Origin of the sequence: Nocardiopsis metallicus, assembly GCF_014201115.1 — a bacterium.
GTDB classification, from domain to species: Bacteria; Actinomycetota; Actinomycetes; order Streptosporangiales; family Streptosporangiaceae; genus Nocardiopsis; species Nocardiopsis metallicus.
Map to the genome: position 1 here is coordinate 6,271,436 of NZ_JACHDO010000001.1, position 23,431 is coordinate 6,294,866.

The 23,431-nt window shown below is 71.7% G+C and carries 24 protein-coding genes and 1 pseudogene; 11 read left to right on the plus strand and 14 right to left on the minus strand.

From position 1 onward, the window contains the following. Positions 1-292: 292 nt before the first annotated feature. The 4 genes from galK to HNR07_RS27570 are packed head-to-tail and all read right to left on the minus strand — an operon-like array spanning position 293 to position 4,262. The gene (gene galK / locus HNR07_RS27555; RefSeq protein ID WP_184372776.1) at positions 293-1,459 is read right to left on the minus strand and encodes a galactokinase; all 1,167 of its coding nucleotides are present in this window, start codon (positions 1,457-1,459) and stop codon (positions 293-295) included. A gap of 26 nt (positions 1,460-1,485) precedes the next feature. Beyond that, a complete protein-coding gene (gene galE, locus HNR07_RS27560) occupies positions 1,486-2,448 on the minus strand; it encodes a UDP-glucose 4-epimerase GalE (RefSeq protein ID WP_184368013.1) in 963 nt (320 codons plus the stop codon). Between the two features lie 3 nt (positions 2,449-2,451). Beyond that, positions 2,452-3,477: a galactose-1-phosphate uridylyltransferase gene (gene galT / locus HNR07_RS27565; protein WP_184368016.1), complete on the minus strand. Its 1,026-nt coding sequence runs from the start codon at positions 3,475-3,477 to the stop codon at positions 2,452-2,454. After that, a complete protein-coding gene (locus HNR07_RS27570) occupies positions 3,474-4,262 on the minus strand; it encodes a DeoR/GlpR family DNA-binding transcription regulator (RefSeq protein WP_184372779.1) in 789 nt (262 codons plus the stop codon). Before HNR07_RS27570 ends, galT begins: the two co-directional genes overlap by 4 nt. Positions 4,263-4,464: 202 nt before the next feature. Here HNR07_RS27570 and HNR07_RS27575 point away from each other — a divergent pair, with 202 nt between their 5' ends. Continuing rightward, positions 4,465-6,633, plus strand: a complete 2,169-nt coding sequence (locus tag HNR07_RS27575) for an alpha-galactosidase (RefSeq protein ID WP_184368019.1) — start codon at positions 4,465-4,467, stop codon at positions 6,631-6,633. 26 nt (positions 6,634-6,659) lie between these two features. On the opposite strand, the gene HNR07_RS27580 is transcribed toward HNR07_RS27575, so the two are convergent. Both HNR07_RS27580 and HNR07_RS27585 read right to left on the minus strand, forming a co-directional pair. Then, the gene (locus HNR07_RS27580; RefSeq protein WP_184368022.1) at positions 6,660-7,580 is read right to left on the minus strand and encodes an EamA family transporter; all 921 of its coding nucleotides are present in this window, start codon (positions 7,578-7,580) and stop codon (positions 6,660-6,662) included. Beyond that, a complete protein-coding gene (locus tag HNR07_RS27585) occupies positions 7,577-8,224 on the minus strand; it encodes a nitroreductase family protein (RefSeq protein ID WP_184368025.1) in 648 nt (215 codons plus the stop codon). Before HNR07_RS27585 ends, HNR07_RS27580 begins: the two co-directional genes overlap by 4 nt. Positions 8,225-8,313: 89 nt before the next feature. Here HNR07_RS27585 and HNR07_RS27590 point away from each other — a divergent pair, with 89 nt between their 5' ends. Further along, positions 8,314-8,820, plus strand: coding sequence for a MarR family winged helix-turn-helix transcriptional regulator (locus HNR07_RS27590; protein WP_184368028.1), 507 nt, complete (start codon positions 8,314-8,316; stop codon positions 8,818-8,820). Between the two features lie 99 nt (positions 8,821-8,919). Here the strand turns inward: HNR07_RS27590 and HNR07_RS27595 are convergent, their stop codons facing one another. The 3 genes from HNR07_RS27595 to HNR07_RS27605 form a co-directional block, all read right to left on the minus strand. Continuing rightward, positions 8,920-9,114, minus strand: coding sequence for a CsbD family protein (locus HNR07_RS27595; protein WP_184368030.1), 195 nt, complete (start codon positions 9,112-9,114; stop codon positions 8,920-8,922). A gap of 110 nt (positions 9,115-9,224) precedes the next feature. After that, positions 9,225-10,028 (minus strand): bifunctional hydroxymethylpyrimidine kinase/phosphomethylpyrimidine kinase, encoded by an 804-nt coding sequence (gene thiD / locus HNR07_RS27600; protein ID WP_184368033.1) that lies wholly within the window; start codon positions 10,026-10,028, stop codon positions 9,225-9,227. 182 nt (positions 10,029-10,210) lie between these two features. Beyond that, complete coding sequence (locus tag HNR07_RS27605) at positions 10,211-11,509, minus strand: flavin monoamine oxidase family protein (RefSeq protein ID WP_184368036.1); 1,299 nt, start codon at positions 11,507-11,509, stop codon at positions 10,211-10,213. A gap of 177 nt (positions 11,510-11,686) precedes the next feature. Between HNR07_RS27605 and HNR07_RS27610 the strand changes: the two genes are divergently transcribed. From HNR07_RS27610 to HNR07_RS27620, 3 genes are all read left to right on the plus strand, one after another. Further along, positions 11,687-12,322: a TetR/AcrR family transcriptional regulator gene (locus HNR07_RS27610; protein WP_184368039.1), complete on the plus strand. Its 636-nt coding sequence runs from the start codon at positions 11,687-11,689 to the stop codon at positions 12,320-12,322. A 1-nt stretch (position 12,323) separates the two neighbouring features. Beyond that, the gene (locus HNR07_RS27615; RefSeq protein ID WP_376769955.1) at positions 12,324-13,535 is read left to right on the plus strand and encodes a DUF418 domain-containing protein; all 1,212 of its coding nucleotides are present in this window, start codon (positions 12,324-12,326) and stop codon (positions 13,533-13,535) included. A 116-nt stretch (positions 13,536-13,651) separates the two neighbouring features. Beyond that, complete coding sequence (locus tag HNR07_RS27620) at positions 13,652-14,371, plus strand: DUF6882 domain-containing protein (RefSeq protein WP_312893993.1); 720 nt, start codon at positions 13,652-13,654, stop codon at positions 14,369-14,371. Between the two features lie 22 nt (positions 14,372-14,393). Here HNR07_RS27620 and HNR07_RS27625 read toward each other — a convergent pair whose 3' ends face one another. Continuing rightward, positions 14,394-15,209: a TIGR03084 family metal-binding protein gene (locus tag HNR07_RS27625; RefSeq protein ID WP_184368041.1), complete on the minus strand. Its 816-nt coding sequence runs from the start codon at positions 15,207-15,209 to the stop codon at positions 14,394-14,396. A 170-nt stretch (positions 15,210-15,379) separates the two neighbouring features. Between HNR07_RS27625 and HNR07_RS27630 the strand changes: the two genes are divergently transcribed. The 3 genes from HNR07_RS27630 to HNR07_RS27640 are packed head-to-tail and all read left to right on the plus strand — an operon-like array spanning position 15,380 to position 17,711. Next, a complete protein-coding gene (locus HNR07_RS27630; RefSeq protein ID WP_184368043.1) occupies positions 15,380-16,543 on the plus strand; it encodes an acyl-CoA dehydrogenase family protein in 1,164 nt (387 codons plus the stop codon). A 40-nt stretch (positions 16,544-16,583) separates the two neighbouring features. After that, positions 16,584-17,234, plus strand: coding sequence for a TetR/AcrR family transcriptional regulator (locus HNR07_RS27635; RefSeq protein WP_184368045.1), 651 nt, complete (start codon positions 16,584-16,586; stop codon positions 17,232-17,234). Between the two features lie 45 nt (positions 17,235-17,279). Next, a complete protein-coding gene (locus tag HNR07_RS27640; RefSeq protein ID WP_184368048.1) occupies positions 17,280-17,711 on the plus strand; it encodes a DUF2000 domain-containing protein in 432 nt (143 codons plus the stop codon). On the opposite strand, the gene HNR07_RS27645 is transcribed toward HNR07_RS27640, so the two are convergent. The 4 genes and pseudogenes from HNR07_RS27645 to HNR07_RS27665 form a co-directional block, all read right to left on the minus strand. Continuing rightward, positions 17,686-18,543, minus strand: a complete 858-nt coding sequence (locus tag HNR07_RS27645; protein WP_184368050.1) for an AraC family transcriptional regulator — start codon at positions 18,541-18,543, stop codon at positions 17,686-17,688. The two genes, HNR07_RS27640 and HNR07_RS27645, sit on opposite strands and share 26 nt — an antisense overlap. A 190-nt stretch (positions 18,544-18,733) precedes the next feature. After that, positions 18,734-19,279: a hypothetical protein gene (locus tag HNR07_RS35240; RefSeq protein ID WP_246420526.1), complete on the minus strand. Its 546-nt coding sequence runs from the start codon at positions 19,277-19,279 to the stop codon at positions 18,734-18,736. 319 nt (positions 19,280-19,598) lie between these two features. After that, positions 19,599-20,146: pseudogene (locus HNR07_RS27660) on the minus strand (hypothetical protein). Continuing rightward, entirely contained in the window at positions 20,146-20,430 is a 285-nt protein-coding gene (locus HNR07_RS27665) for a hypothetical protein (protein ID WP_184368053.1), read from the minus strand. Before HNR07_RS27665 ends, HNR07_RS27660 begins: the two are co-directional and overlap by 1 nt. A 208-nt stretch (positions 20,431-20,638) precedes the next feature. Here HNR07_RS27665 and HNR07_RS27670 point away from each other — a divergent pair, with 208 nt between their 5' ends. From HNR07_RS27670 to HNR07_RS27680, 3 genes are all read left to right on the plus strand, one after another. Next, entirely contained in the window at positions 20,639-21,487 is an 849-nt protein-coding gene (locus HNR07_RS27670) for a helix-turn-helix domain-containing protein (RefSeq protein WP_184368056.1), read from the plus strand. Between the two features lie 10 nt (positions 21,488-21,497). After that, the gene (locus HNR07_RS27675; protein ID WP_184368059.1) at positions 21,498-21,686 is read left to right on the plus strand and encodes a DUF397 domain-containing protein; all 189 of its coding nucleotides are present in this window, start codon (positions 21,498-21,500) and stop codon (positions 21,684-21,686) included. 267 nt (positions 21,687-21,953) lie between these two features. Continuing rightward, entirely contained in the window at positions 21,954-23,333 is a 1,380-nt protein-coding gene (locus tag HNR07_RS27680) for a heparan-alpha-glucosaminide N-acetyltransferase domain-containing protein (protein WP_184368061.1), read from the plus strand. Positions 23,334-23,431 lie beyond the last annotated feature (98 nt).

Below are 23,431 nucleotides of genomic sequence, written 5' to 3' on the forward strand. Positions count from 1 at the left end.
GCTGAGCGGATCCGCGGGTCGGGCGCGGTGAAAGCGAGCCGGGGGTGGACAGGCGCGGGCGGCGGTTCGGCGGGAGGCGCCTTCGGTCCCGGTCCGGTCGAGGACCACGGGGCGGTCGAGGGCGGGCAGGACGTCGGGCATCCGGACCGCGGAGGCCGAGGGCATCCTCGGCTCCGCCCGGTGGTGACCTCCGGGCGATCACAACCGGCCGGTGACGCCGCCCGGACCGCCGCCCCGACCAGCCGCCCGGACGCCTGCCCGGGCGGCCCGGCGGGGCCGGCCGTCCGGGGCCTCAGCTCAGGCGGCGGGCCCCGGCGGAGGGCGGGGCGGTGAACACCACCGGTTCGTCGAACCCCTGGCCGGCGAAGGCCGCGCGCACCGCCTCGCCGCAGTCCGCGGTGTTCTCGGTGTCCACCAGTGCGATCACGCAGCCGCCGAACCCGCCGCCGGTGATGCGAGCGCCCAGGGCCCCCGCCGACAGCGCGGCCGACACCGCCGTGTCCACCTCGGGCACGCTCACCTCGTAGTCGTCGCGCAGGGAAACGTGCGAGGCGGTGAACAGCGGCCCCGCCTCGCGCGGCCGACCGGCCCGGAACAGGTCCACGGCTTCGAGCACACGCGCGTTCTCGGTGACCACGTGACGCACCCGGCGGCGGGAGAGGTCGTCCGGGAGCGCGGCCAGGGCCTCGGGCAGTTCCCCGACCCAGACGTCCCGCAGCGCCCGCACCCCCAGGATCCGGGCGGCCTCCTCGCAGGAGCGTCGGCGTTCGGCGTAGGCGCCCTCCACCAGGCGGCGCGGGGCCCTGGTGTCCACCACCAGCAGCGACATCCCGTGCGCGGCCGGGTCGAACGGCACCTGCTCGGTCTCCAGGGAACGGCAGTCCAGGAAGAGCGCACGCCCCTCCTCGGCCAACATCACCGCGGACTGGTCCATGATCCCGCAGGGCATCCCCACGAAGTCGTTCTCCGCGCGCTGGGCCAGTCGTGCCACCTCAGCCGGAGCGGGCCCGGCACAGGACCCGGATGAGGACTTGGGGCCGTACAGGCCGGTGGCGGCGAGCACCGTCGCACAGCACACCGCCGCCGAGGTGGACAGCCCGCTTCCGGTGGGGATGCGGCTCTCCACCAGCAGGTCCAGCCCTCCGATGTCGTACCCCTCGTCGAGCAGCGTCCACAGCGCCCCGGCCTGGTAGGCGGCCCAGCCGGGCACGCCGCCCGGGGACAGGTCGGCCAGGCGGAGCTCGAAAGCGCCGTCGAACTGGCGCGAGCGCAGCCGGACGACGCCGTCCGGGCGGCGCGCGGCGGCCGCGGCCAGTGAGTGGGGCAGGGCGATCGGCAGGGCGAAACCGTCGTTGTAGTCGGTGTGCTCACCGATGAGGTTGATCCGCCCCGGGGCGGACCACACCCCCTCGGGGGCCGTACCGAACAGTTCTCGGAAGTCCTCCGCGATGTCGTTCAAGCGCTGTTCGCCCCTGTGGTGGTCGCTCACTCGGCGGTCACCCCGTCGCGTGTGAAGGCCCAGGCGTCCGCCACGATCTCGTCCAGCTCGCGCACGGGCGCCCAGCCCAGTTCCGCGCGGGCCCGTTCGGTGGCGGCCACCAGCACCGCCGGGTCGCCCGCGCGCCGGGGCTCCTCGACCACCGGGACGGGATGCCCGGTGACCCGCCGGACCGCGGCCAGGATCTCGCGCACCGAGTACCCGCCGCCGCTACCGAGGTTGTACACACGGTGGGTCCCCGGCTCGACGTGTTCCAGCGCCCGCAGGTGGGCGTCGGCGAGGTCGGCCACGTGCAGGTAGTCGCGGATCGCGGTGCCGTCCGCGGTTGGGTAGTCGGTTCCGAAGACACAGGCGTGTGGGACCTGCCCGGCGGCCACCCGCAGGAGGTTGGGGATCAGATGGGTCTCGGGGTCGTGCCGCTCACCGAAGGCCCGGTAGGCGCCGGCCACGTTGAAGTACCGCAGGCTCACCGCGCCCAGCCCGTGCGCCCGAGCCCATCCGGCCAGCATGTGGTCGACGGCGAGTTTGCTCGCGCCGTAGGGGTTGACGGGCGCGGCCGGGTCGCTCTCGCGCAGCGGCGCGTCCGAGGGCGGGTCCCCGTAGACGGCGGCGGTGGAGGAGAACACGAGGCGGTCCACCCCGTGGGTCCGGGCCGCCTCCAGCAGGGCGAGCGTGCCGCCCACGTTGTCGGCCCAGTACGGTCCCGGGTCCTGGACTGACTCGCCGACCAGCGACCTGGCGGCCAGGTGCAGGACGGCGTCGAAGGTCGGGTCGAGCACGTCGGCGGCGGCGCGCACGTCCCCTTCGGCCAGGGCCGCGCCCGGAGGGACGGCGTCGCGGTGTCCGGCGGAGAGCACGTCGAGCACGGTGACCTGGTGCCCGGCCTCCAGCAGGAGCGCGGTGACGGCACTGCCGACGTAACCGGCGCCGCCGGTGACGAGGAGCTTCACGGATCAGGCCTCTCGGAGTCGCTGGGCGGTGGTCTCGGGGGCCACGTCGTTGCTGAACACACCCGCGCCGGACTCGGTTCCGGCCAGGTACTTGAGCTTCCCCGGGGCGCGGCGCACGGAGAACAGTTCCAGGCGCAACCGGGCGAGCCCGCGGAGCCCGGGGTCGTTGACGGGGGCCTGGTGCCAGGCGGAGACGTAGGGCAGCGGGGTGTCGTACAGCCGGTCCGCGCGGCCGAGGAGATCGCCGTAGAGCTCGGCGAGGGAGGTGCGCTCGGCGTCGTCCAGGGCGGGCAGGTCGGGCACGGCCCGGTGCGGGTACACGTGGACCTCGACCGGCCAGCGGGCCGCCTCGGGGACGAAGGCCGTCCAGTGCTCGTTGCGCAGGACCACCCGGGGGCCGGCGCTCTCGGATGCCAGGATGTCGGCGAACAGGTCGCGTCCGGTCCGGTCCCGGTGCAGGCGGGCGGATTCCAGGTCGCGTTCGGTCCTGGGTGTGACGAACGGGAGCGCGTAGATCTGCCCGTGCGGGTGGTGCAGGGTCACCCCGATCTCCGGGCCCCGGTTCTCGAAGACGTACACCTGGTCCACCTCGGGCCGGGCGGACAGCTCCTCGGTGCGGTCGGCCCAGGCGTCCACGACGGTGCGCAGGCGTCCGGGGCCGAGTTCGGCGAGGGAGGTGTCGTGGTCGGAGGAGAAGCAGACCACCTCGCAGCGGCCCCGGGACCCGCTGAGGGCGGGGAAGCGGTTCTCGAAGGCCACCACGTCGTAGGCGGAGGAGGGCACCTCGGTCAGCCGGTCGTCCCGGGAGGGGCACAGCGGGCACTCGTCGCTGGGCGGCAGGTGGGTGCGGCCCTGGCGGTGGGCGGCCAGGATGACGTGTTCGCGGCGGAGCGGGTCCCAGCGCAGCTCCGAGGCGAAGGCGGCGGGCGGCAGGTCCCGCAGGTCGGGGAGCTCCTGGCGGTCGCTGAGTCCCTCGTCGTAGTAGATGATCTCCCGGCCGTCGGCCAGGCGCGTGGCGGTCTTCCTCATGGGGTCTCCCGGGTGACGTCGGCGATCACGAGGCGGCCCACGCGGTCCTGGAGGGCCTCGCGTGCGCCGGGGGTGAGGCGGTCGTCGGTGACGAGCACGTCGCAGCGGTCCAGCGGGGCGATGGTGCTGATGCCGACCGTCTCCCACTTGGTGTGGTCGGCGGCGACTACCAGGGTCCGGGCCGACTCCACCAGGGCCCGGTTGGTCTCGGACTCCGTCAGGTTGGGCGTGGTGAACCCGGCCCGCTCGTGCATGCCGTGTACGCCCAGGACCAGGGTGTCCAGGTTGATCCCGCGCACGGAGGCCAGGGCGAGGGGGCCGACGAGGGCGTCCGAGGGGGTGCGGAAACCACCGGTCAGCGCCACGGTCTGGTCGGTGCGCTCGGACCGGTAGAAGACCTCGGCCACGTGGATCGAGTTGGTGATGACGGTGAGCCCGGGTGTCTCGCGCAGGTACTCGGCGACCAGGGCGGTGGTGGTCCCGGCGGACAGGCCCACGGCGCTGTGGGGCTCGACCAGTTCGGTGACGGCGCGGGCGATCGCGTGCTTCTCCGCGGACTGGCGGGTGGACTTCGCCTCGAACCCGGGCTCCTCGGTGCGGGCCCCCTCGGGGGCGACGGCGCCGCCGTGGACCTTACGAAGTTCCCCCCGGTGCTCCAGGGCGTCGAGGTCGCGCCGGATGGTCATGTCCGACACGGCGAAGGCCTCGACGAGCTCGGTGACGCGGACGCCTCCGTCCCGCCGGACCTGTTCGAGGATCAACTCCTGCCGTTGCGCGGCCAGCATCCGCCCTCCAGAGTGATACATGTTGGATTCTGTTTGATTAAGGTGCCCTTTCGGCTCCCTTGCTGTCAACAGGCCCGGTTTTGCTGCCGGATTCTGTTGATATCTGTTTGGGGGTGTTGACAGAGTCGGGGTGTCTCCCGAAGCTGGTGGCTCCCGCGGGGGACACTCCACCGCCGGGCCGACCCCTGGGAGCGAGCGAGGGATGACCCACCACCGGACCATCGAACTCCGTGCCGCCGGGACCGCGCTGGTGCTGGGGGTTCCCGACCGCGGGCTGCCGCACGTCCTGCACTGGGGTGCCGACCTGCCCGGCCTTGAGGGACTGGCCGCGGCGGCCTCGCCCGCGGCGGCCAACAACGGGGTGGACACACCCGCCTGGATCTCACTGCTGCCGACCCAGGGGGAGGGCTGGCGCGGCCACCCCGGACTGTCCGGACACCACGAGGGCCGGGTGACCTATCCCCGCTGGGGCCGGGTCGAGGTGGTCGTCGACCCGCTGGAGGGCACAGGCCCAGGCGCGGGCGCCGGGGGCGGAGCAGGCGGCCAGGCCACCGTGACCGCTGAGGGCGGCGGCCTGCGGATCCGGTGCGAGCTGCGGATGGAGGCCTCCGGGCTGCTCCGGGCGCGCAACACCGTCACCAACCTCGACCCCGACCCGTGGACCCTGGACGCCCTGCGCGTGACCCTGCCGCTGCCCCGGGAAGCCGAGGAGGTCCTGGACCTGACCGGGCGGTGGGTCCGCGAACGCTCCCCGCAACGGCAGCCGCTCAGCATGGGCACCCGGACGCGGGCCTCCCGGCGCGGCCGCTCCGGACACGACGCCCCGCTGCTGCTCACCGCGGGCAGCCCCGGCTTCGGGTTCCGGCACGGCGAGGTCTGGGGCGTGCACACCGCCTGGAGCGGCGACCACGTCCACCTGGCCGAACGCCTCCCCGAGGGCGCCGGACAGGCCGACGCGGTGATCGCGGGCGGCGAACTCCTGCACCCCGGTGAGGTCCGGCTGGTCCGGGGGCAGTCCTACAGCACCCCCTGGGTGTTCCTGTCCTGGTCGGACCGGGGTCTGGACGGCATGTCCGCCCGGGTCCACCGGTGGCTGCGGGCCCGCCCCGAGCACCCGACCACACCCCGACCGGTGGTCCTCAACACCTGGGAGGCGGTCTACTTCGACCACGACCTCAACCGGTTGACCGAGCTCGCCGACACCGCCGCGCGGATCGGGGTGGAGCGCTTCGTCCTCGACGACGGCTGGTTCCGGGGTCGGCGCGACGACACCGCCGGGCTCGGCGACTGGACCGTGGACCCCCACGTGTGGCCGGACGGCCTGCACCCGCTCTTCGACCGCGTCCGCGCCCTGGGCATGGAAGCGGGGCTGTGGGTCGAACCGGAGATGGTCAACCCCGACTCCGACCTCGCCCGCGCGCACCCTGACTGGCTGCTCGCCCCCGAGGGCCGCCTGTCCCCGCCCAGCCGCAACCAGCAGGTCCTGGACCTGGGGCGGCCCGAAGCGCTGGAGTACGTGTTCGGGCGGCTGGACTCGCTGGTCACCGAGTACCGGCCGGACTACCTCAAGTGGGACCACAACCGCGACCTCATGGAGGCGGTGCACCGACCGACCGGAAGCGCCGGGGTGCACGGCCAGACCCGCGCGGTCTACGCGCTCCTCGACCGGCTGCGTGAACACCACCCCGGGCTCGAGATCGAGTCCTGCTCCTCCGGCGGGGGCCGCGTGGACCTGGGCATCCTCGCCCGCACCGACCGCGTGTGGGCCTCGGACAACAACGACCCCCTGGAGCGGCTGGCCATCCAGCGGTGGACCGGCCTGCTGCTCCCGCCCGAGCTGGTCGGCAGCCACGTGGGCGGACCCGAGTCGCACACCACGGGACGGGTCACCGCACTGTCCGCCCGACTGCTCACCAGCCTGATGTCGCACGCCGGGATCGAGTGGGACGTCACCGGCTGCTCCGAGGACGAGCTCGCCGCGCTCACCTCGTGGATCGGGCTGTACAAGGAGCTGCGGCCGCTGCTGCACTCCGGCGACCCGGTGCACGCGGACCCCGCGGACCCCGCCGAACAGCTCGACGGGGTGGTCGCACGGGATCGCGGCGAGGCGGTGTTCCGGTACGCCCGGCTGGCGTCGTCCGCGCGCGCCCTGCCCGGGCGGGTCCGCCTTCCCGGGTTGGGGGAGGACCGCCGGTACCGGGTCACCTGGCGGCGGGAGGCGGGGTGGCCGTCCACCATGCAGCAGGTGATGCCCGAATGGTTCGTCAAGGGCGAGGCGGTGATCTCGGGCGCCGTACTGGCCCGGTCCGGTCTGCAGATGCCGGGGCTCAACCCGGCCCAGGCGCTGCTGCTGCACCTCAGGGAGGTTTGAGGGCCCCTCTCCCGTCTTCGGCCTCCCTAGAGGCGGATCAGCTGCTGAGGCTTGCCGGGGGCGGTCTCCTTCTCGCCGGGCGGGCGGCGTGAGGTGAGCTGGACCAGCAGGACGGCGCCGACGGCGGCGAGGGCTCCGACGCCCTGCGCCGGGGTGAGGGTCTCGCCGAGCACCAGGAAGCCGAGCAGGGTCGCGGTGAGCGGGCTGGCGAAGGACAGGAAGGACACCGCCAGGGCCGGGAGCCGTTCCAGGCCGCGGAACCAGAGCACGTAGGCGAGCAGGGCGCCGATCAGGCCCAGGTAGGCGAATCCGGCCAGGTTGGTCGGGGTGAGGCCGCCGGGCAGGCCCTCGAAGAGCAGGGTCGGGGGCAGCAGGACCAAGCCGCCCGCGGTGAGCTGCCAACCGGTGACGCCGAGCAGGCTCACCCCCTCGGGGCGGCCCCAGCGTTTGGCGAGCACGATGCCGCTGCCCATGGAGGCCGCGGCGGCGAGACCGGCCAGGACGCCGAGCGGGTTCAGGGCGGCCTCCGGGCCCACGACCAGCAGTCCGACCCCGAAGGCGCCGAGCGCGCAGGCCAGGAGGTGGACCAGCCGGAGCCGGTCGCCGAGCAGGAGGGCGGCCAGGAGCATGACGATCACCGGTTGGACCGACATCACCAGGGCGGCGATCCCGCCGGGCAGCAGGTAGGCGGCGACGTAGAGCAGGTAGAGGAAGGCACCGATGTTGAGGGTGCCCAGGACCAGGGAGCGCCACCACCACACGCCGGCGGGCAGGGCCCGGGCGAACAGCACCAGGAGCAGCCCGGCGGGCAGCGCACGCAGGAGGGCGGCCAGGAAGGGGCGGTCCGGGGGCAGGAACTCGGTGGTGACCAGGTAGGTGCTGCCCCAGACCATCGGGGCCAGGGCGGTGAGCAGGGAGTCGGCGGCGATCCGTCCGCGGCCGGTCACAGCGACTCCCCGTAGCGGTCACCGAAGGCGACGCGGTGCAGTGGCAGGCGGCCGGGGTGGCGGTGCTGCTCGGCCGGGTAGCCGACGGAGAGCAGGAGGGCGACAGCGAGGCCGTCGCGGTGGTCGGCGCCGATCGCCCCGAGCACCTGGGCCTCGTCCCAGCCGTTCATGGGTGAGCTGGCCAGCCCGGCCGCGGAGGCGGCGAGCATCGCGTGGGTGGCGGCGATGACGGCGTCCTTGACCGCGTACTCGCGGCCGAGCCCTCGGGCGTCGAGTGCCCGCTGGAAGTCGATCCCGGAGGTCGCGGTGGCGTGTACGAAGTCCTCGTCCCAGGCCCGGTTGTCCCGGGCGGCGCGGTAGATGCCGCTCAGGTCCTCGTGCCAACGGCCGGTCTCGGCGAGGAAGACCAGTGTCAGCGGGGCCTCGCGAGGCTGGCGCTGACCGTAGGCGGCTCGGGAGAGCGCCTCCCGGGCGACGGGGTCGCGCACGGCCACCACGGAGCGGGACTGGAAGTTCCAGCTGGAGGGAGCCTCCATGGTGAGTTCGAGCAGCTCGTGCAGGAGGGTCTCGGGGACCGGGTCCGGGCGGAAGCGGCGGACACTGCGCCGGTGGCGGATGGCCTCGGCGACGGTGGGGGGTGCCATGAGCAAACCTTTCGCTGTCGAAATGTTCGATGTCGAAAGATTATGCGGGGTTCCCGGGTGAGTCAAGGGCACGGCGCTATGCTCTGCGGATGAACGACGCCGTCGACCTCTTCCTCGCCCAATGGGCCCGTGAGCGGCCCGACCTCGACACCGCCCCGATGGGGATCATCGGCCGGATGAACCGCCTCCAGCAGATTCTGGGCCGGGGGGTCGGTGACCTCCTGGCCGAGTACGACCTGGAGCGCTGGGAGTTCGACGTGCTGGCCACCCTGCGGCGGTCCGGCCCGCCCTACCGGCTGAACAACAAGGACCTGGTGCGGATGATGATGGTGGGCTCGGCCGCCATGACCAACCGGGTCGACCGCCTCGTGCGCAAGGATTTGGTCTACCGCGAGGTGGACCCCGCCAGTCGGCGCCGCGTGCTGGTCGGCCTCACCGACAAGGGCCTGGACCTGGTGAACGGGGCGGTGGAGGGGCACGTGGCCAACGAGGCCCGGCTGCTCGACGGGCTGAGCGCCCAGGAGCAGGCCCGGCTCGCCGACCTGCTGCGCACGCTGCTGCTCTCCCTGGGCGACAGCGCCCCCGAGGAGCCCTGATCCCACCCCGGGCACGGCGAAGGGGAGGCCCCGTGATCGGGGCCTCCCCTCGGAATCCTGTTCGGGGCGCCCGGCCTCAGGGCCGGTGCCCGTCGCGGACTACTGTCCCTTGGGCTTGTCGTCCGGAGTCAGGGCGTCCTTGACCTTCTCGCCCGCCTGCTTCAGCTTGGACTTGGTCTGCTCGGCCTTGCCCTCGGCCTGCCACTGCTCGTTGTCGGTGGCCTTGCCGACGCCCTCCTTGGCCTTGCCCTTGAACTCGTCGAACTTGTTCTCGGCCTTGTCACTCTCGGACATGCGAGCCTCCTTCGATCGGTTCCACCCATAGCCCTAGCCAATCTGAGCGGGGCCTAATCATCCTCCGGGGGGCGGATGTGGCTGAAGTGGCGTGAATCACCTGCTGAGGCCTAGGCGTGGGCGGGGGCGCTCGGCACGACGGAGGCGAAGGGGGCACGGGTGGTCAGGCGCTCGGCGATGCCCTCGCGGACCATGGCCTTGGCGGTGCGCACGGCCTCGCCCACCTCGGTGCCCTTGGCGAGTTCGGCGGTGATCGCGGCGGCGAAGGTGCAGCCCGCGCCGCTCACGCGTTCCTCGCCGATCTTCGGGGCGCTCAGGACGGCGACCTCCTCGCCGTCGAAGTAGACGTCGACGGCGTCCGGTCCGGGCAGTTCGGTGCCCCCCTTGACGATCACGTGCCGGGGGCCGAGCTCGCGGATGCGGCGGGCGGCCTCGACGAGGTCGTCGACGGTGTCCAGCGACTCCATCCCGGCGAGGGTGCGGGCCTCGAAGTGGTTCGGGGTGATGACGGTGGCCAGCGGCAGGATCTGCGCGGTCAGGGCCTTGTCGGTGTCCAGCGCGGCGCCGGGCTCCTGGCCCTTGCAGATCAGGACCGGGTCGAGGACCACGTGCCGCCACGGCTGGCGCCGGAGGGCCTCGGCGACCACGTCGATGGTGTCCGGGGTGCCGAGCATGCCGATCTTGACGACGTCGAGGTCGTGGCAGGCGGTGGCCGCCTCGATCTGGTCGGCGATGACACCCGGGTCGACCGGGACGAAGCGGTGGCCCCAGTCGTCCTTCGGGTCGAAGGAGACGATGCAGGTGATCGTCCCGGCCCCGTAGACGCCCAGTTCCTGGAAGGCCTTGAGGTCGGCCTGGATCCCGGCGCCGCCGGTGGCCTCCGAACCTGCGATCACGTACGCGCGGTTGGTCATCGCCAACCTCCCTCTGGCTCGTTGTGCTGTTGCGCGGTGCCGGAGCCCGCACGGGTCACGAAACCCTCGGTTATTGCACCACAACTAAACAATTCCGGCATATCGGGCGTGGCTTGCGGCTTCGGTGGGCTCTGGGAGATCGTGCCCGCTGCCCCGCGAGTCTAGGCGGCTCGCCCCGGTACTCACAGGTTCGTGAGCAGGACGTCCGTCGTGTCGTAGCCGTTGGCGTAGGCGCCGTCCACGGTGTTCTCGCCGGTGGTCGGCTCGCCCGCGAAGTACACGACCCCCTCCAGCGGCGCCGCGAGCGCGTCCGGCGCGTCGTGCGCGCCCGGCGGGACGAACAGGTAGGCGCCCCGGCTGAACTCGTCGGCCGCCCAGTCGTGGGTGGTCCGGGCGACCGGCTCGGGGACCCCGGCGCCGAGCGCCTCGGACAGCGCCGCCAGCCCGGTCGCGAACCGCTCCGCGGTCGGCATGCCCTGGAGCTCGCGGGCCTTCTCGCCCGCGGCCCAGGCCACGACCACCTCGGGGGCCTCCCGGGACACGCACCAGAACACGAACCCCGAGTCCTCGTCCCAGCCCAGGGCGTCCTCGTTGGCTGGGAAGACCGCGCGGTCGAACTCGTACACGAGCTTGAGGGCGTCGGTGCGGTCCAGGGCGTCGACGGCGTCGCGGTGCCCGGCGGGAAGAGGGGGTTCGAAGTCCACGTCACCGGCCTTGAGGACGCCGATCGGCAGGGTGACCACGCAGCGGTCCGCGCGTACCCGCGTTCCGCCCCCGGGGGCGGACACGTCCAGCCGCACGCCCCGCCCGGACCAGCGCACGCGGTCCACGGTGTGCTCCAGGCGGATGTCCAGGTCGTAGGAGAGCGGTGGAAGGAGGCTGTCGTAACCGCCGACCACCCGGAAGTTCTCGCGCGGAACAGCCCACCAGTCGAAGAGCCCGTACTCGCGCATCCACACCGCGCTCCACCGTTCCAGCGACTCGTTGTCGATGGACACCGGCGGCCAACGGTCCTCGGGGACGCCCATCCGGCGCAGGTAGGCCGCTGCGTCCTCGTCGTCCCGGGGCGGATCGGGGGTCGTGAGGGTTTCGACCGTCCCGTTCCCGGCGCGGACCGGGACGGTCTCCGCCCCGGCCTCCGCCACCAGTTCCCAGGTGTGGGCCTCCCGGCCGTGGATCAGCCCAGCGCCCAGTTCGACCGGGACCGAGCTGAAGTCGTGGTCGGTGTACAGCTGGCCGCCGATACGGTCGCGCGCCTCCAGGACGATCACGGACAGCCCGTGGTCGGCCAGGTTCCGCGCGGCCGAGAGGCCGGTCACCCCGGCGCCGATCACGGCCACGTCCCAGCGTTCCCGGTACAGATGGGCCGAGGCGCCCAGGGCCACCGCTCCGCCCAGGAGCACACCCCCGCCGACCAGCAGGGACCTCCGGCTCACCGCCGTCGGCGGGTTGCCGTCCGAACCCCGTCCGCCCGAGCCCACACCGCCTCCTGAGTCCCCTGCGCGGCCCCCGGTCCGAGGGACGCCACACCCGCATTATCCGGGCACCGCCGACTGGACCGGGCCCGGGGGAGCCCTTCGGGCGGGAGGAGGGTCGGGCGGCGCGGCCGGAGGAGGTCAGGAGTTGCGCATATAAAAATATGTTCCTAATATTTTTATATGCCACGTACCGCGGACCACGACGAGAGAAGGCGCCAGGTCGCCGAGGCCCTGCTGCGCGCCATCGCCCGCAAGGGCCTGGCCAAGACCACCTTCGCCGACGTCGCCGACGAGCTCGGCGCCTCCGTCGGCCTGGTCCAGCGCTACTTCCGCAGCAAGGACGACCTGCTGCGCTTCGGGGTCGAGCACCTCTACAAGCGCGGTGAGGAGCGGATCGCCGCGGTCGAGCGCACCCTGCCCGTCCGCGACCTGTTGTTCCGGGCCGCCCGCACCCTGCTGCCGCTGGACGAGGAACGGCGTCGGGAACTCACCGTGTGGCTGGAGTTCCTGCCCGCCACCGTCCACGACCCCGAGATGGCCGAACTCCACCGATCCGCCACCCATGAGCTGATCGACGGGCTGACCGAGGGGCTCGCCGCCGCCCAGCGCCACGGTGAGCTCCCCCTCGGCCTCGACCCGAGGGCCGAGGCCCTCGCCCTGGTCGCCTTCGTCGACGGGCTCACCATCCACCGACTGGCCACCGCGGACCTGTTCGACGACGCCACGGCCGAACGCTCGCTCCGCCAGTACTTCACCCGGCTCTTCTCCGACCCCGAGGGGCTCGACCCGACCCACCCCCAGACGGAGGAGAACTGACGTGATCGGCACCGGAACCCCTGCCAGCCAGGGGGCCGAACAGGCGGAACAGGCACGCGCGAGAGGGCGCCTGCCCCTGCTCGACGTCCTTCGGGGCGTCGCCATCCTGGGCACGCTCGCCACCAACGTGTGGCTGTTCACCGGACCCGGCGGAGAGTCGGCACTCCTGTACGGCCATGAGGGGCTGAGCCCGTTCGAGACCTTCCTCGACGAACCCTCCGCCGCGAACCTCGCCGAGGGCGTCTTCCGGACCGCCTCCAACGGCAAGTTCCTCGCCCTGCTCACCCTTCTGTTCGGCGTGGGCCTGGCCATCCAGTTCCAGTCGGCGGCCAAACGGGGTACGCGCTGGCCGGGGCCCTACCGGTGGCGTGCACTGTTCCTGTTCGCCGAGGGGACGGTGCACTTCACGCTGGTCTTCGCCGCCGACGTGCTCATGGGGTACGCGGTGGTCGCCCTGCTGGTCGCCTGGCTGCTCACCCGCTCCGAGCGGGTCCGGGGCGTCGTCATGTGGACGTCGCTGGCCCTGCACCTGGCCCTGATGGCCCTGCTCACGGCCGTGCTGGCGACCGAACCCGCCGCGCACCCCGACATGCCGCCCGAAGCCGTCGACCTCTACGCCCACGGCTCCTACCTGGACCAGGTCGCGTTCCGCCTGGACAACGCCCTGGCCCTGCGGGCCGAACCGATCGTCACCTTCGGCCTGATGGTGTTCATGTTCCTGCTGGGCGTGCGCCTCTTCCGGGCCGGCGCCTTCGCCGACGACGCCACCGGCCGCCGGATCCGCGCCCGGCTGCTCGGATGGGGGCTCGGCCTGGGTGTTCCGCTCACCGTCACCGCGTCCCTGGCCGGTCCCGACTGGTTCCTCCTGGACCGCTACGCCGCGGCCCCGCTGGTCGCCCTGGGCCTGATCGGCCTGGTCGGCTGGGTGCTGGACCGGGTGAAGGGCACCGGGCCCGTGGTCACCGGGGTCTCCGCGCTCGGCCGGATGGCGATGACCGGCTACGTCGCGCAGAACGTCATCCTCGTGTTCGTCTGCTACGGCTTCGGCCTCGGCCTGGCCGACCGTATGGCGGGCGCGGACTCGTGGTGGGTGATGGGCCTGTGGGCGGCCGTGTCGCTCTTCCTGGTCACGGCGTCGGTGCTGTGGCTGCGGGTCTTCCGGCAGGGGCCGCTGGAAGCCCTCCAGAAGAAGGTCCTGTCCCGGGCCCGTTAGAGGAGTGAGTCCGATGCGTGAGCAGGGAACGGGAGGCCCGGCTGGGGCTGGGGGCGGCCCCGCCCCGGAACCGGACGTTTCGCCGGATGTCGCCCGTGCCAGCTAGTCTCCGGCACGTGCAGAACTCACTCACCCTCCCCGACCTCCTCAACGACGCCGCGATCCTCTCCCTGGAGCACCAGCTCCACCTGGAGACGGTCGTCGGCGACCTCAACTGGCACGTGGACCTCGCCGAGCCCAAGTTCGACTTCCACGGCGAATCGGAGCTGGTCTGCGAGCGCTTCCACCTGCTGGGCAGCGCCGCGCCGGGCCCCGGGTCCTGGCTGTGGGCCTGGGCCAACCCGTCCGGGTTCCTTCCGGAGACCATCGAACTCGCCGAGTCCGTGCGCGACCTCGGCCGCGAGTACGGTGTCCCCGAGCTGGCCGAGCCCGAGGTGCCCTTCGCCGCCCTGCCTGGCTCCCCGGAGGAGCCGCACCAGGTCCTGTCGCTGCTCACCGATGCCGCGAAGGTCCTCACCGGGCGCTTCACCGCCTACAACGGTCCGGTCGGCGGCGGTACGCGCGCCGCCTTCCTGTTGGAACACCCCAGCTTCCTACTGGCCGAGGCCACCCCGATGCACGCCGTCAGCCTCATCCAGCAGGCGGTCTCCGGGGTCCCCTACATCACGGACCACCGCAGGGCCGTGTACAGCTACGGCCGACTGCGCGGACTCGACCCGGAGTTCTCCGCCGACGGCCGGACCCTCGCGCTCAAGGCCTTGGGGATCGGGCTGGAGTTCGACGAGCTGAACCGGCTCACCCGGATCGAGGGTTCCCTCACGCCGGACTCGATCTGACAGCTTGATCAACTCTGGTCGGTCAGCCTCGACCGTTCTGGGCGCGGCCGGGGAACTGGCCCGGCTGGCGGCCCTCGCCGGGGCCGCCAGCGTAGGTCTGGCCGACTTCGAGCCACTCCCGGGCGGCCGCCCCCTCGGCGGTCAGGGACGTGTCGGCCACGTGGCGGCGGCGGGTGAGGACCAGGCAGAACTCCTCGGCGTCGCCGCGCACCACGTCCTCGGCGCCGTCCGCCCCCATCAGCCACAGTCCGCCGTCGGGGGCGGTCAGTTCCACGCGGACCTGTGCCTCGGGCATGGTGAGCCCTCGGGCGAAGTAGCTGTAGGGCCGGGCGCGCAGGGCGATGTGCACGATGTGCCGCAGCCGCGCGGTGGGGGTTCGGGTCAGACCCAGGGCGTCCACCACGTCCTGACCGTGCGCCCAGGTCTCCATCAGCCGCGCGGTCGCCTTGGAGGGCACGCTCATGGGCGGCCCGAACCAGGGCACCCGGGTCCCCGGAGGGGCCTCGGCCAAGGCCTCGCGCAGCGCCGCCGAGACCCGGCGCCACTCCGCGAGCAGGTCGGCGGGGGGTAGGCCGGTCAGCGGGGCCGCCGCGGTGTCCACGTATCCCTCGGGGTCGGCCAGGGCTGCCTCGATCATCTTCGCGAACCCGTCCGCGTCGGTCAGGGCGGTCAGCGCCGACCGGTCGAAGAAGGCCAGGTGGGCGACCTGGTCGGCGATGTTCCAGCCGGGCGAGGGGGTCGCCCTGGCCCAGTCCGCGGCGTCGAGGCCCTCGAGCAGCGCGGCGAGCTCCTCCTGCTCCGCGCGCAGGTCCGCCAGCAGGGCGTGTGTGTCGACCACGAATCCTCCTCGGGGGAGCGTCCGCCGGTTTTCCAACGGATGCCGGTCCACAGATCCGACAGATGTTGACTGACTTGTCATGTTCGGCGCACCATAGCAAAGTGTGACCTGGCTCTCCCAGGTCCCCAGCCCCTCCCGGCTGTCCCCGAGACGGATGCGAGTGTGCGTACATGACCGCGACCGACGCCCCCCGGACCGACCGTTGGAACACCCCCGAGCGCGCCGCGCTCCGGGAGACGGTGCGGACCTTCGCGGCCAAGGAGATCCTTCCGCACGTGGAACGGTGGGAGGACGAGGGCGAACTGCCCCGCGACCTGCACCGGGCGGCGGGCCGCCTCGGACTGCTCGGGCTCGGCCTGCCGGAGTCCGCGGGCGGCGACGGCGAGATGCTCGACCAGCTCGTCGTCTCCGAGGAGTCCGTCCTGGCCGGGGTGCCCACGGGGGTCCTGGCCTCGCTGTTCACCCACACCATCGCGCTGCCGGCCCTGATCGCGGACGGCCGAGAACACCTGCTGCGCGACTACGTCCGCCCCGCCCTGGCCGGTGAGCTGGTCTGCTCCCTGGGCATCACCGAACCCGAAGCGGGCTCGGACGTGGCCCACCTGCGCACCAGCGCGGTCCGCGACGGCGACGAGTGGGTGCTCAACGGGTCCAAGACCTTCATCACCTCCGGCTACCGGGCCGACTTCGTGACGGTGGCCGCCCGCACCTCCGACACCGGGCACGAGGGCATCTCGCTGTTCGTGGTGGAGCGCGGCACCCCCGGGTTCACCGCCGCCCGCAAACTGGACAAGATGGGCTGGCGCTCCTCGGACACCGCCGAGCTGTCCCTGGTGGACGTACGCGTGCCCGCCGACCGGCTCCTCGGCGAGGTGGACCAGGGCTTCCTCCAGATCATGCGCCAGTTCGCCAGCGAGCGGATCGGGCTGTCGGTCCAGGCCTGCGCGATGGCGCGCCGCTGCGTTGACCTGTCCGTGGAGTGGGTCCGCGAACGCGAGGCCTTCGGCGGTCCGCTCTCGCGCCGCCAGGTGCTGCGGCACCGGCTGGTGGAGATGCACCGCCGCACCGAGGTGGCCACGGCCTACGTGCGGGGCATCGCCGAGCGGCTCCAGGACGGGGAGCCCCTGATCGCCGAGGTGGCGATGGCCAAGAACACCGCCACCGAGGCCATGGACTACGTCGTGGACAACGCCGTCCAGCTGCACGGCGGCATGGGGTTCATGCGCGGTACCGAGGTGGAGCGCCACTACCGGGACGCCAGGGTGTTCAGCATCGGCGGCGGTACCTACGAGATCATGAACGAGGTCATCGCGAAGTTCCTCCCGCTGCGGTGACCGCGAGGCGCGTCGGCGGGAGGGAAGCCGAGGGGGAGCAGTGGGAAAGCAGACGCTGACCGGGCGGCCGCCCACGGAGCGCGGACGGCGTAAGCGGGGAGTCCTCGTCCAGGCCGCCCGCGAGGTGTTCGAGGAGTCCGGCTTCGAGGAGACCAGGATCGCCCAGATCACCGGCCGGGCCGGGATCGCCTACGGGAGCTTCTACACCTACTTCGACTCCAAGGACGCGGTCTTCCACGAGGTCGCCAAGGGGGTGGCCGGGGAGATGTTCGACGCGGCCCGCTCCGCCGCGCCCCCGGGTACCGCCCCGGTGGACCGGATCAGGCACGCCACCGGGCGCTTCCTGGCCGCCTACCGGGACAACGCGCGCATCATGCAGGTCATCGAGCAGATCTCGCCGCGGCACCCCGTGTTCCGGACCCTGTTCCTGGAGATCCGCGGGCTCTTCGTCGACCGGATCATCTCGGGCACCCGCCGCCTCCAGGAGGAGGGGCTGGCCTCGTCCGACATCGACGTGGAGGCCACCGCGAGCATGCTCGGCGGGATGGTGGAGCACACCGCCCGGATGCTGTTCCTGTACGGGGAGGACCACGACCCGGAGGTGGTCGTGGAGACCGCCACCCGCCTGTGGGCGCGGGGGATCGGGTTGGAGTACGAGCCGCCGGGGCCCACCGCGCCCACGGCAGGTTAGGAACGTACAAGACCCGGGGCGGGGCTCGCGGCGAGGATGCGGTGCATGGACAACACAGACGCACCCGTTCGCTTCGACACCAAGATCGCCGTCCTGCTCCGTGACGACCTGGCCGTCTGGCAGCGGCTCAACGTGACGGCCTTCCTGGTCAGCGGTCTCGGCAGCCGGGTTCCGGAGCTGATCGGCGAACCCTACGAGGACGCGGACGGCACCGCCTACCTGCCGATGTTCCGCCAGCCGGTCATGGTCTTCGAGGCCGACAAGGAGACCCTGACCAAGGCGCACACCCGGGCCGTGGCCCGGGACGCCGACCTCGCCGTGTTCACCTCGGACCTGTTCGCCACCGGCAACGACCGGGACAACCGGGCCGCCGTGCGGGCGGTGGGCAGGGACTCGCTGGACCTGGTGGGAATGGCGGTGCACGGGCCGAAGAACGGCGTGGACAAGATCGTCAAGGGCGCCCGGATGCACCGCTGAGGTCGGTGCCGCTGCGCAGAGCCCGTGCGTAGCGGCCGGGCGGGAGGCCGAGCACTCGTTTGAAGTGGCGGTTCAGGTGGGCCTGGTCGTGGAAGCCCGAATCCGCCGCCGCGTGCGCGGGGGCCCGGCCTTCGAGGATCAGCCGCCGGGCGAGATCCACCCGGCGTCCCACCAGGTACTGGTGCGGGGGCATCCCGAACCGGCGGGTGAACGCTCGGGCCAGGTGGACCGGGTGGGCGTGTAGGAGCGCGGCGGCCCCGGCCAGGGAGATCCCCTCGACGGTGCGCGCGTCCAGCAGGTCCCGCAGCCGGTCGGCCAGGCCCGGGTCGTCGGTGACCGGGCCCGCCTCTAGGTCGTCGAGCAGGTGCTGGCGCAGTCGCTCGGAGACCAGTGCCAGACGGCTCTCCGCCTCCAGCTGTTCCCCCGGCTGGAAGAGGGCGCCGTGCAGCTGGTGGATGCGGTGGCGCAGCAGGGGGTCGTCGAACATCGGGTGGTCCACCGCGCTGCCCACCAGGTCCGGGTCGATCTGCTCCGGCTCCAGGTACAGCACCCGTTTGCGCAGCCCCTGCTCGGTGGTGGGGGTGCCGTTGTGCGGGACGTGCGGCGGCAGCAGCGTCACCGTCCGGTTGAGAGCGCCGTGCTCGTGACGGCCCAGGTCGTAGCGGACGGTCCCGGAATCGATGATGAGCAGGGTCCAGGACCGGTGCGTGTGCATCGGGTAGGCGTGCTGGCGCATGTGGGTGTGGAACACCTCGGCGATGCCGTCGATGGCCGGTTTGAGGACCACGGTGTCCGCGTGGCCGTCCCGCTCCGATCGCCTGCCCGAACCCATATCCGAACCCTACGCCGCACCGCCGCGGGTGTGCTCCGAGGGCTCCGGTGCGATCCGGGGTCCGGCGCGCGCACGGGCACGTTCGGGGCTTCCCCCTCTCACCGAAACCGGAGCCCAGCGCTGAACCCTCGCGCTGGGCTCCGGTCCTCTCCGGACTGGCCTGGTCGGTGTGCCATGGGTTCGCGCTCGGTTAGGGCACGAACCCGACGTTGTGCGCGAAACCCTCGGCCAGGGCCTCGGTGACCGTCAGCCCGAACAACAGCGCGGAGCTCAGAGCGGCGGCGGGCCAGGCCCACCACCGGCGGGGTGCCCGGTGTCGGCCGCGCGGTGGCGCGGGGGCCGTTTGCGCCGCGAGGTAGGCCTCCGCTTCTGCCACAGCTGCTTCGAGCTTCCGGGCTTCACGTTCTTCCTGTTCGCGTCGTTGGCGGGCCACGTGGAACCAGTGCGGGGTCGGGCCGTGCTCGAGCATGTGCGCCACCCGGGGGTTGCCCTGCATCTGGCGCAGCAACCGCTCTCGGCGCTCCTGGTGAGATTCGGGCGCGATCGGGTCGGCCGACCGGGAGCGCGCGCTGGTCGGGTGCGCCGATCCGGGGCGGGAGAAGCGCTGCCCCCGGGGTGTGCTGAGGACCGATCGCACCCGGCTGGACTGGGCCAGGTCGCCGGGGCGGGTGCGGGAGGGCCAGCGGCGTTCCGCGAACGGGGGTGTGAGGGCGTGGATGTTTGACACAATGGCCATGTCGGCAACTCTTCTCTTCGATGTGGTTGGTTGTCGGCCTGCTCTGGGGGTGTTGTCGCACCCGCCAGAGCTTTCTCATGAGCGCTGAAGACCCGGAGGGTTCAGCGTGTGGCGGTGATCGTGTGCCCGCAGTAGCGGCAGGTCGCGGTGGCCGTACTGCCGCGCTTCACCGGGGGTTGGTCCGGGATGTAATCGTGGCCGTTCCGGTCTGAGCAGCGCGTTCGGTTGTCCATCGCACCCGTGTCCTGTGGGGGCTAGCCGCACGCCCGCCGGGCCTTGACGGCCTGCGGGCGTGCGGCGTTGTGAAGGTGAGCGAGGCTCAGTTGGCGGGCATCTGGGTGTGCTCCGGATTGCCGTTGACCAGGTGGCGGCGGAAGAGCAGGTACAGGAGCTCGTTGCGGCTGGAGGCGGTGATGCGCTCGTACGGGTCGCCCTCCCCTGCCCAGCCGATGGGGCGGAAGGCCACGAACGTCTCGTGGGGCGGCTTGCCCTCGATGGTCATGCACCAGTGCTTGTAGAGCAACGGGCACAACACGTGCTCGGGGACGGGCAGCTCCCCCTCGAAGGAGGGCGGGCTCGCCTGCGCGGGGAGGGGCAGGCGGGCGCCGTCACTGCCGATCGCCCCGACCATCCGGACCGTGGGGGAGTGCGGGTCGGGGTGGTGGGCGATTGCTTGGTCGACGAGCCCGGTCGCCAGCTCGCAGTCCCTTTCCTCACGGGCCAGGCGCAACGCCTCCCGGACCAGGGGGAGCCGGTTGCGCAGGGTGTGGGAGTGCCACTCGGCCAGCTGGGAGGGGTCAGGTGCGCGGGCGGCTGGAGGGCTTCTTCGACGACGGTGAGCAGGTCATCGGTGTAGATGTCCAGCATCAGAAGGCCACCCCCAGCTGGCGCAGCCCGGTCAGGAGCATCTGCAGGATTTGCAGGGGCGCGGTCTCCAGCGGCCACCGCCGAGGCCTGGAGGCGGCCAGCGGGCGGCGGGGCAGGGGAACCGGGAGCACGGGCCCGTGCGGGCGAGGTTCGGGGTGAGGCGTGGCCGTCATCGCGAAGGCACGGACACGACCGGCCTTGCGGGGACGACGGCGACGCATCGCTTCGGAAGCCAACCAGCGCACGCGCGCCAGCTCAGAGAGATTCAGGTAGCGGGGCGCCATGGGCGCGCACCTCCTGGTGCTCAGATGCTGGGAGGGAGGCCCAGCGCGGAAATGAGTGAGCTCAGAAAATCATGAAATCCTCAGGGTTTCAATGAACATAGAAAATTAGATATACAGGGTGTGAGGATTTCATCCTGTCTGTAACTGGATGCCCGAATCGCCGACCAGCCGTAACATCCTGAGAGACACCACCCCCAGGAGAGAGCCCATGCCTGACCCATCACGCCCGAGTGTCCGCAGGCGACGACTCTCGGAGGAACTTCGTCGCTACCGGATCGCAGCGGGCATGACCCTGGACGATGCGGCAGCCGCCACCGAATGGAGCGTCGGCAAGGTCTCCAATATCGAGACCGGCGTCCGACTTCGCCCCAGCGTGGTCGAGGTGCGGGCCTTGCTCGACGTCTATGAGGTGACCGACCGACAGCGCCGGGAAGCCCTGTTCGCGATCACTCGGCAAGCAGGCAAGAAGGGTTGGTGGACGAAGTACAGCGATGTCATCCCAGACGAGTTCCCGGTTCTGGAGTCCGACGCCACGGCGATCAGCACTTACGAACCGATGATCATCCCAGGGCTGCTGCAGACGCCGGGCTATGTGGAGCTTCTGACGCGTTCGGGGAATCTGATCCGAGACCCGGTCGACATTCTGCGCTCGGTAGACGCGCGACGCCGTCGACAGGAAATCCTCACTCGCGCGGACGGCCCCGACCTCTGGGCGGTCATCGACGCGGGTGCTGTTGAGCGGCTGCGCGCTATACCTGAGGTCTGCCGTGAACAGGTGAGCCATCTGGCTGATGTGGCAGACAACGGCGACGGGATCACGGTCCAGGTAGTCCCGTTCAGCGCGGGGATCCACGCTGGTGCCAAGGGCAGCTTCGTCCTGATGGATTTCGCCGCCGCTGATCCTGTGGTGTACCTCGAAATGGACCAAGACGGCCTCTTTCTGGAGGAACCAGACGAAGTCACTCGCTACCGGAACCTTTTCAACCACCTCGTGAGCAGGTCACTCAACGTCGACGAGAGCGTCGCCTACCTGCGCGAGATAGCCAAAGCACCCTGAGAGAGCACCCGTGAACCTCATTCCCAATCCCGACGCCCTCGACTTCCGCACGTCCAGCTACAGCGACCGCAGCAACTGTGTCGCGGTCGCCGACGTTCCCGGGGGCACTGCGGTCCGCGACTCCAAACACCCTGAGCGCGGCTACCTTCCGTTCCCCGGCCCGGAGTGGGTCGCACTACTGCGCACCACACGACCGTAGGCACAAAGAAGGGAGCCCTCGCACCGGCGAGGGCTCCCTTTACTCATTCCCGCGAACACTGTAGCCCGGGATGCCCGGATGTCCGCGAAAGGGCGGAGCGCGGACGGCCCCTCTCATGTGACCCATGCCGCTCCGACGCACCCGCCCGCACCGAACCTCTGGCCGAGCAGGCGGCGTTAGCAGTCCTGCGTCAGCGCGGGCAGCGGTCACGAGACCGTGCCGTACCCCCGCTGGCCGCAGGAGAGCTCAGCCAGAGAGGACCATCCCTTGAGCCTTGTAGCCGATCGCCAGCCAGGTACGGAAGACACCGTCCGGCGGCGCCGCTCGCCCATCACCGCATGGCGCGACTTCGGTCGGCCGCCGCGTCTGATGGGGGTCGACGTCGCGCGCGGGATCGCCGTCTTCGGAATGATCGCCGCCCACGCCGGTATCGCGGCCTCTCTCGAACTGCTCGACCCCCGCACCTGGGTCGCCCTGGCCGAGGGCCGCTCGTCGATCCTGTTCGCGGTCGTCGCCGGAATCTCGATCGCCTTCGCCGCTGGAGCCGGGAAACGGCCGACGGGCGAAGCACTGCGCTCGGCGCGGCTGCGCATGGCGGGGCGTGCGATCGCGGTTCTGGCGATCGGCCTCCTCCTCGAACTGCTCGGCAGCAGCATCGTGGTCATCCTCTCGGTCTACGGCGTGCTGTTCCTTCTCGTGATTCCGTTCCTCGGACTACGGCGCCGCACCCTCGTCCTCACGGCCCTCGCACTCGCCCTGACCGGGCCGACCCTCGTAGCGGTCGTGCAGACGCTCACGTTCGGGTCATGGGGCGAAGGCGTGGATTTCCTGATCAACGGGGTGTATCCGGTCACCGTGTGGCTGCCGCTGATGCTCACTGGAATCGCCGTGGGCCGTTGCACGCTCGGCGAGACCAGAACCGCCGTCGCCGTCTTGGGCGTCGGAGCGATCCTCACCGCTGGCGGGTACGCCCTCGGCGGACTCGTCGATGATCTGGACGGCGAGTCGGGCTCGTACGGGAGTTCGTCGATCGAGATGTACGAGTCGGTCGAGGAGTACGAGGAGCCGGAGGAGGTGCCGGGCGAGGACGTGGACCTGAGCGGCAAGGTCTGTGTCGAGGACTTCGACGGGTGGGTCACCTGCTTCAGCGAGGACTGGAGCGACGGCGAAGGCAGCGACGGAGACGCCGAGGAGGGTGACGGCTACTTCGAGTCGATCGGCGGGTCCGACCTGGGTGCGGCGGTGCGAGCGGCCTGGAGCAGCGGCCCGCACTCGGGCGGCACCCTCGAAATCATCGCGTCGGGCGGCTTCGCGCTCGCCGTGGTCGGAGCGTGCCTGCTGCTCGCCGCCCCCCTGCGCTGGATTCTCATTCCGATCGCGGCGGTCGGCGCCATGCCGCTGACCGCCTACGCGGCGCACGTGGTCTCGTTCGCTGTGCTGAGCGATCCCGTCAACCTGGCCCCACAGGTTCTGGAGTGGGGCCCCGGCGGGCCTGGAACGGGCTTGTGGCTCGTGTCCGTCGGCGTCCTCCTGCTCGGGTGCACGCTGTGGGCCCTGACCGCCGGACGCGGCCCCCTCGAACGGATCACCGCCCGAGCCGCGCTGGCGGTGGACCGTCCCGCCGGGTCCGAGGGGGACCAGCGCTGACAGAGTGAGGGTCGAACGAGGGCGGGCAGCGGCTGGAGCATCCCGAGACGCCCTCGTTCGACCTTGACGGGCCAGGACCGTCAAGTGCGGGGAACGGC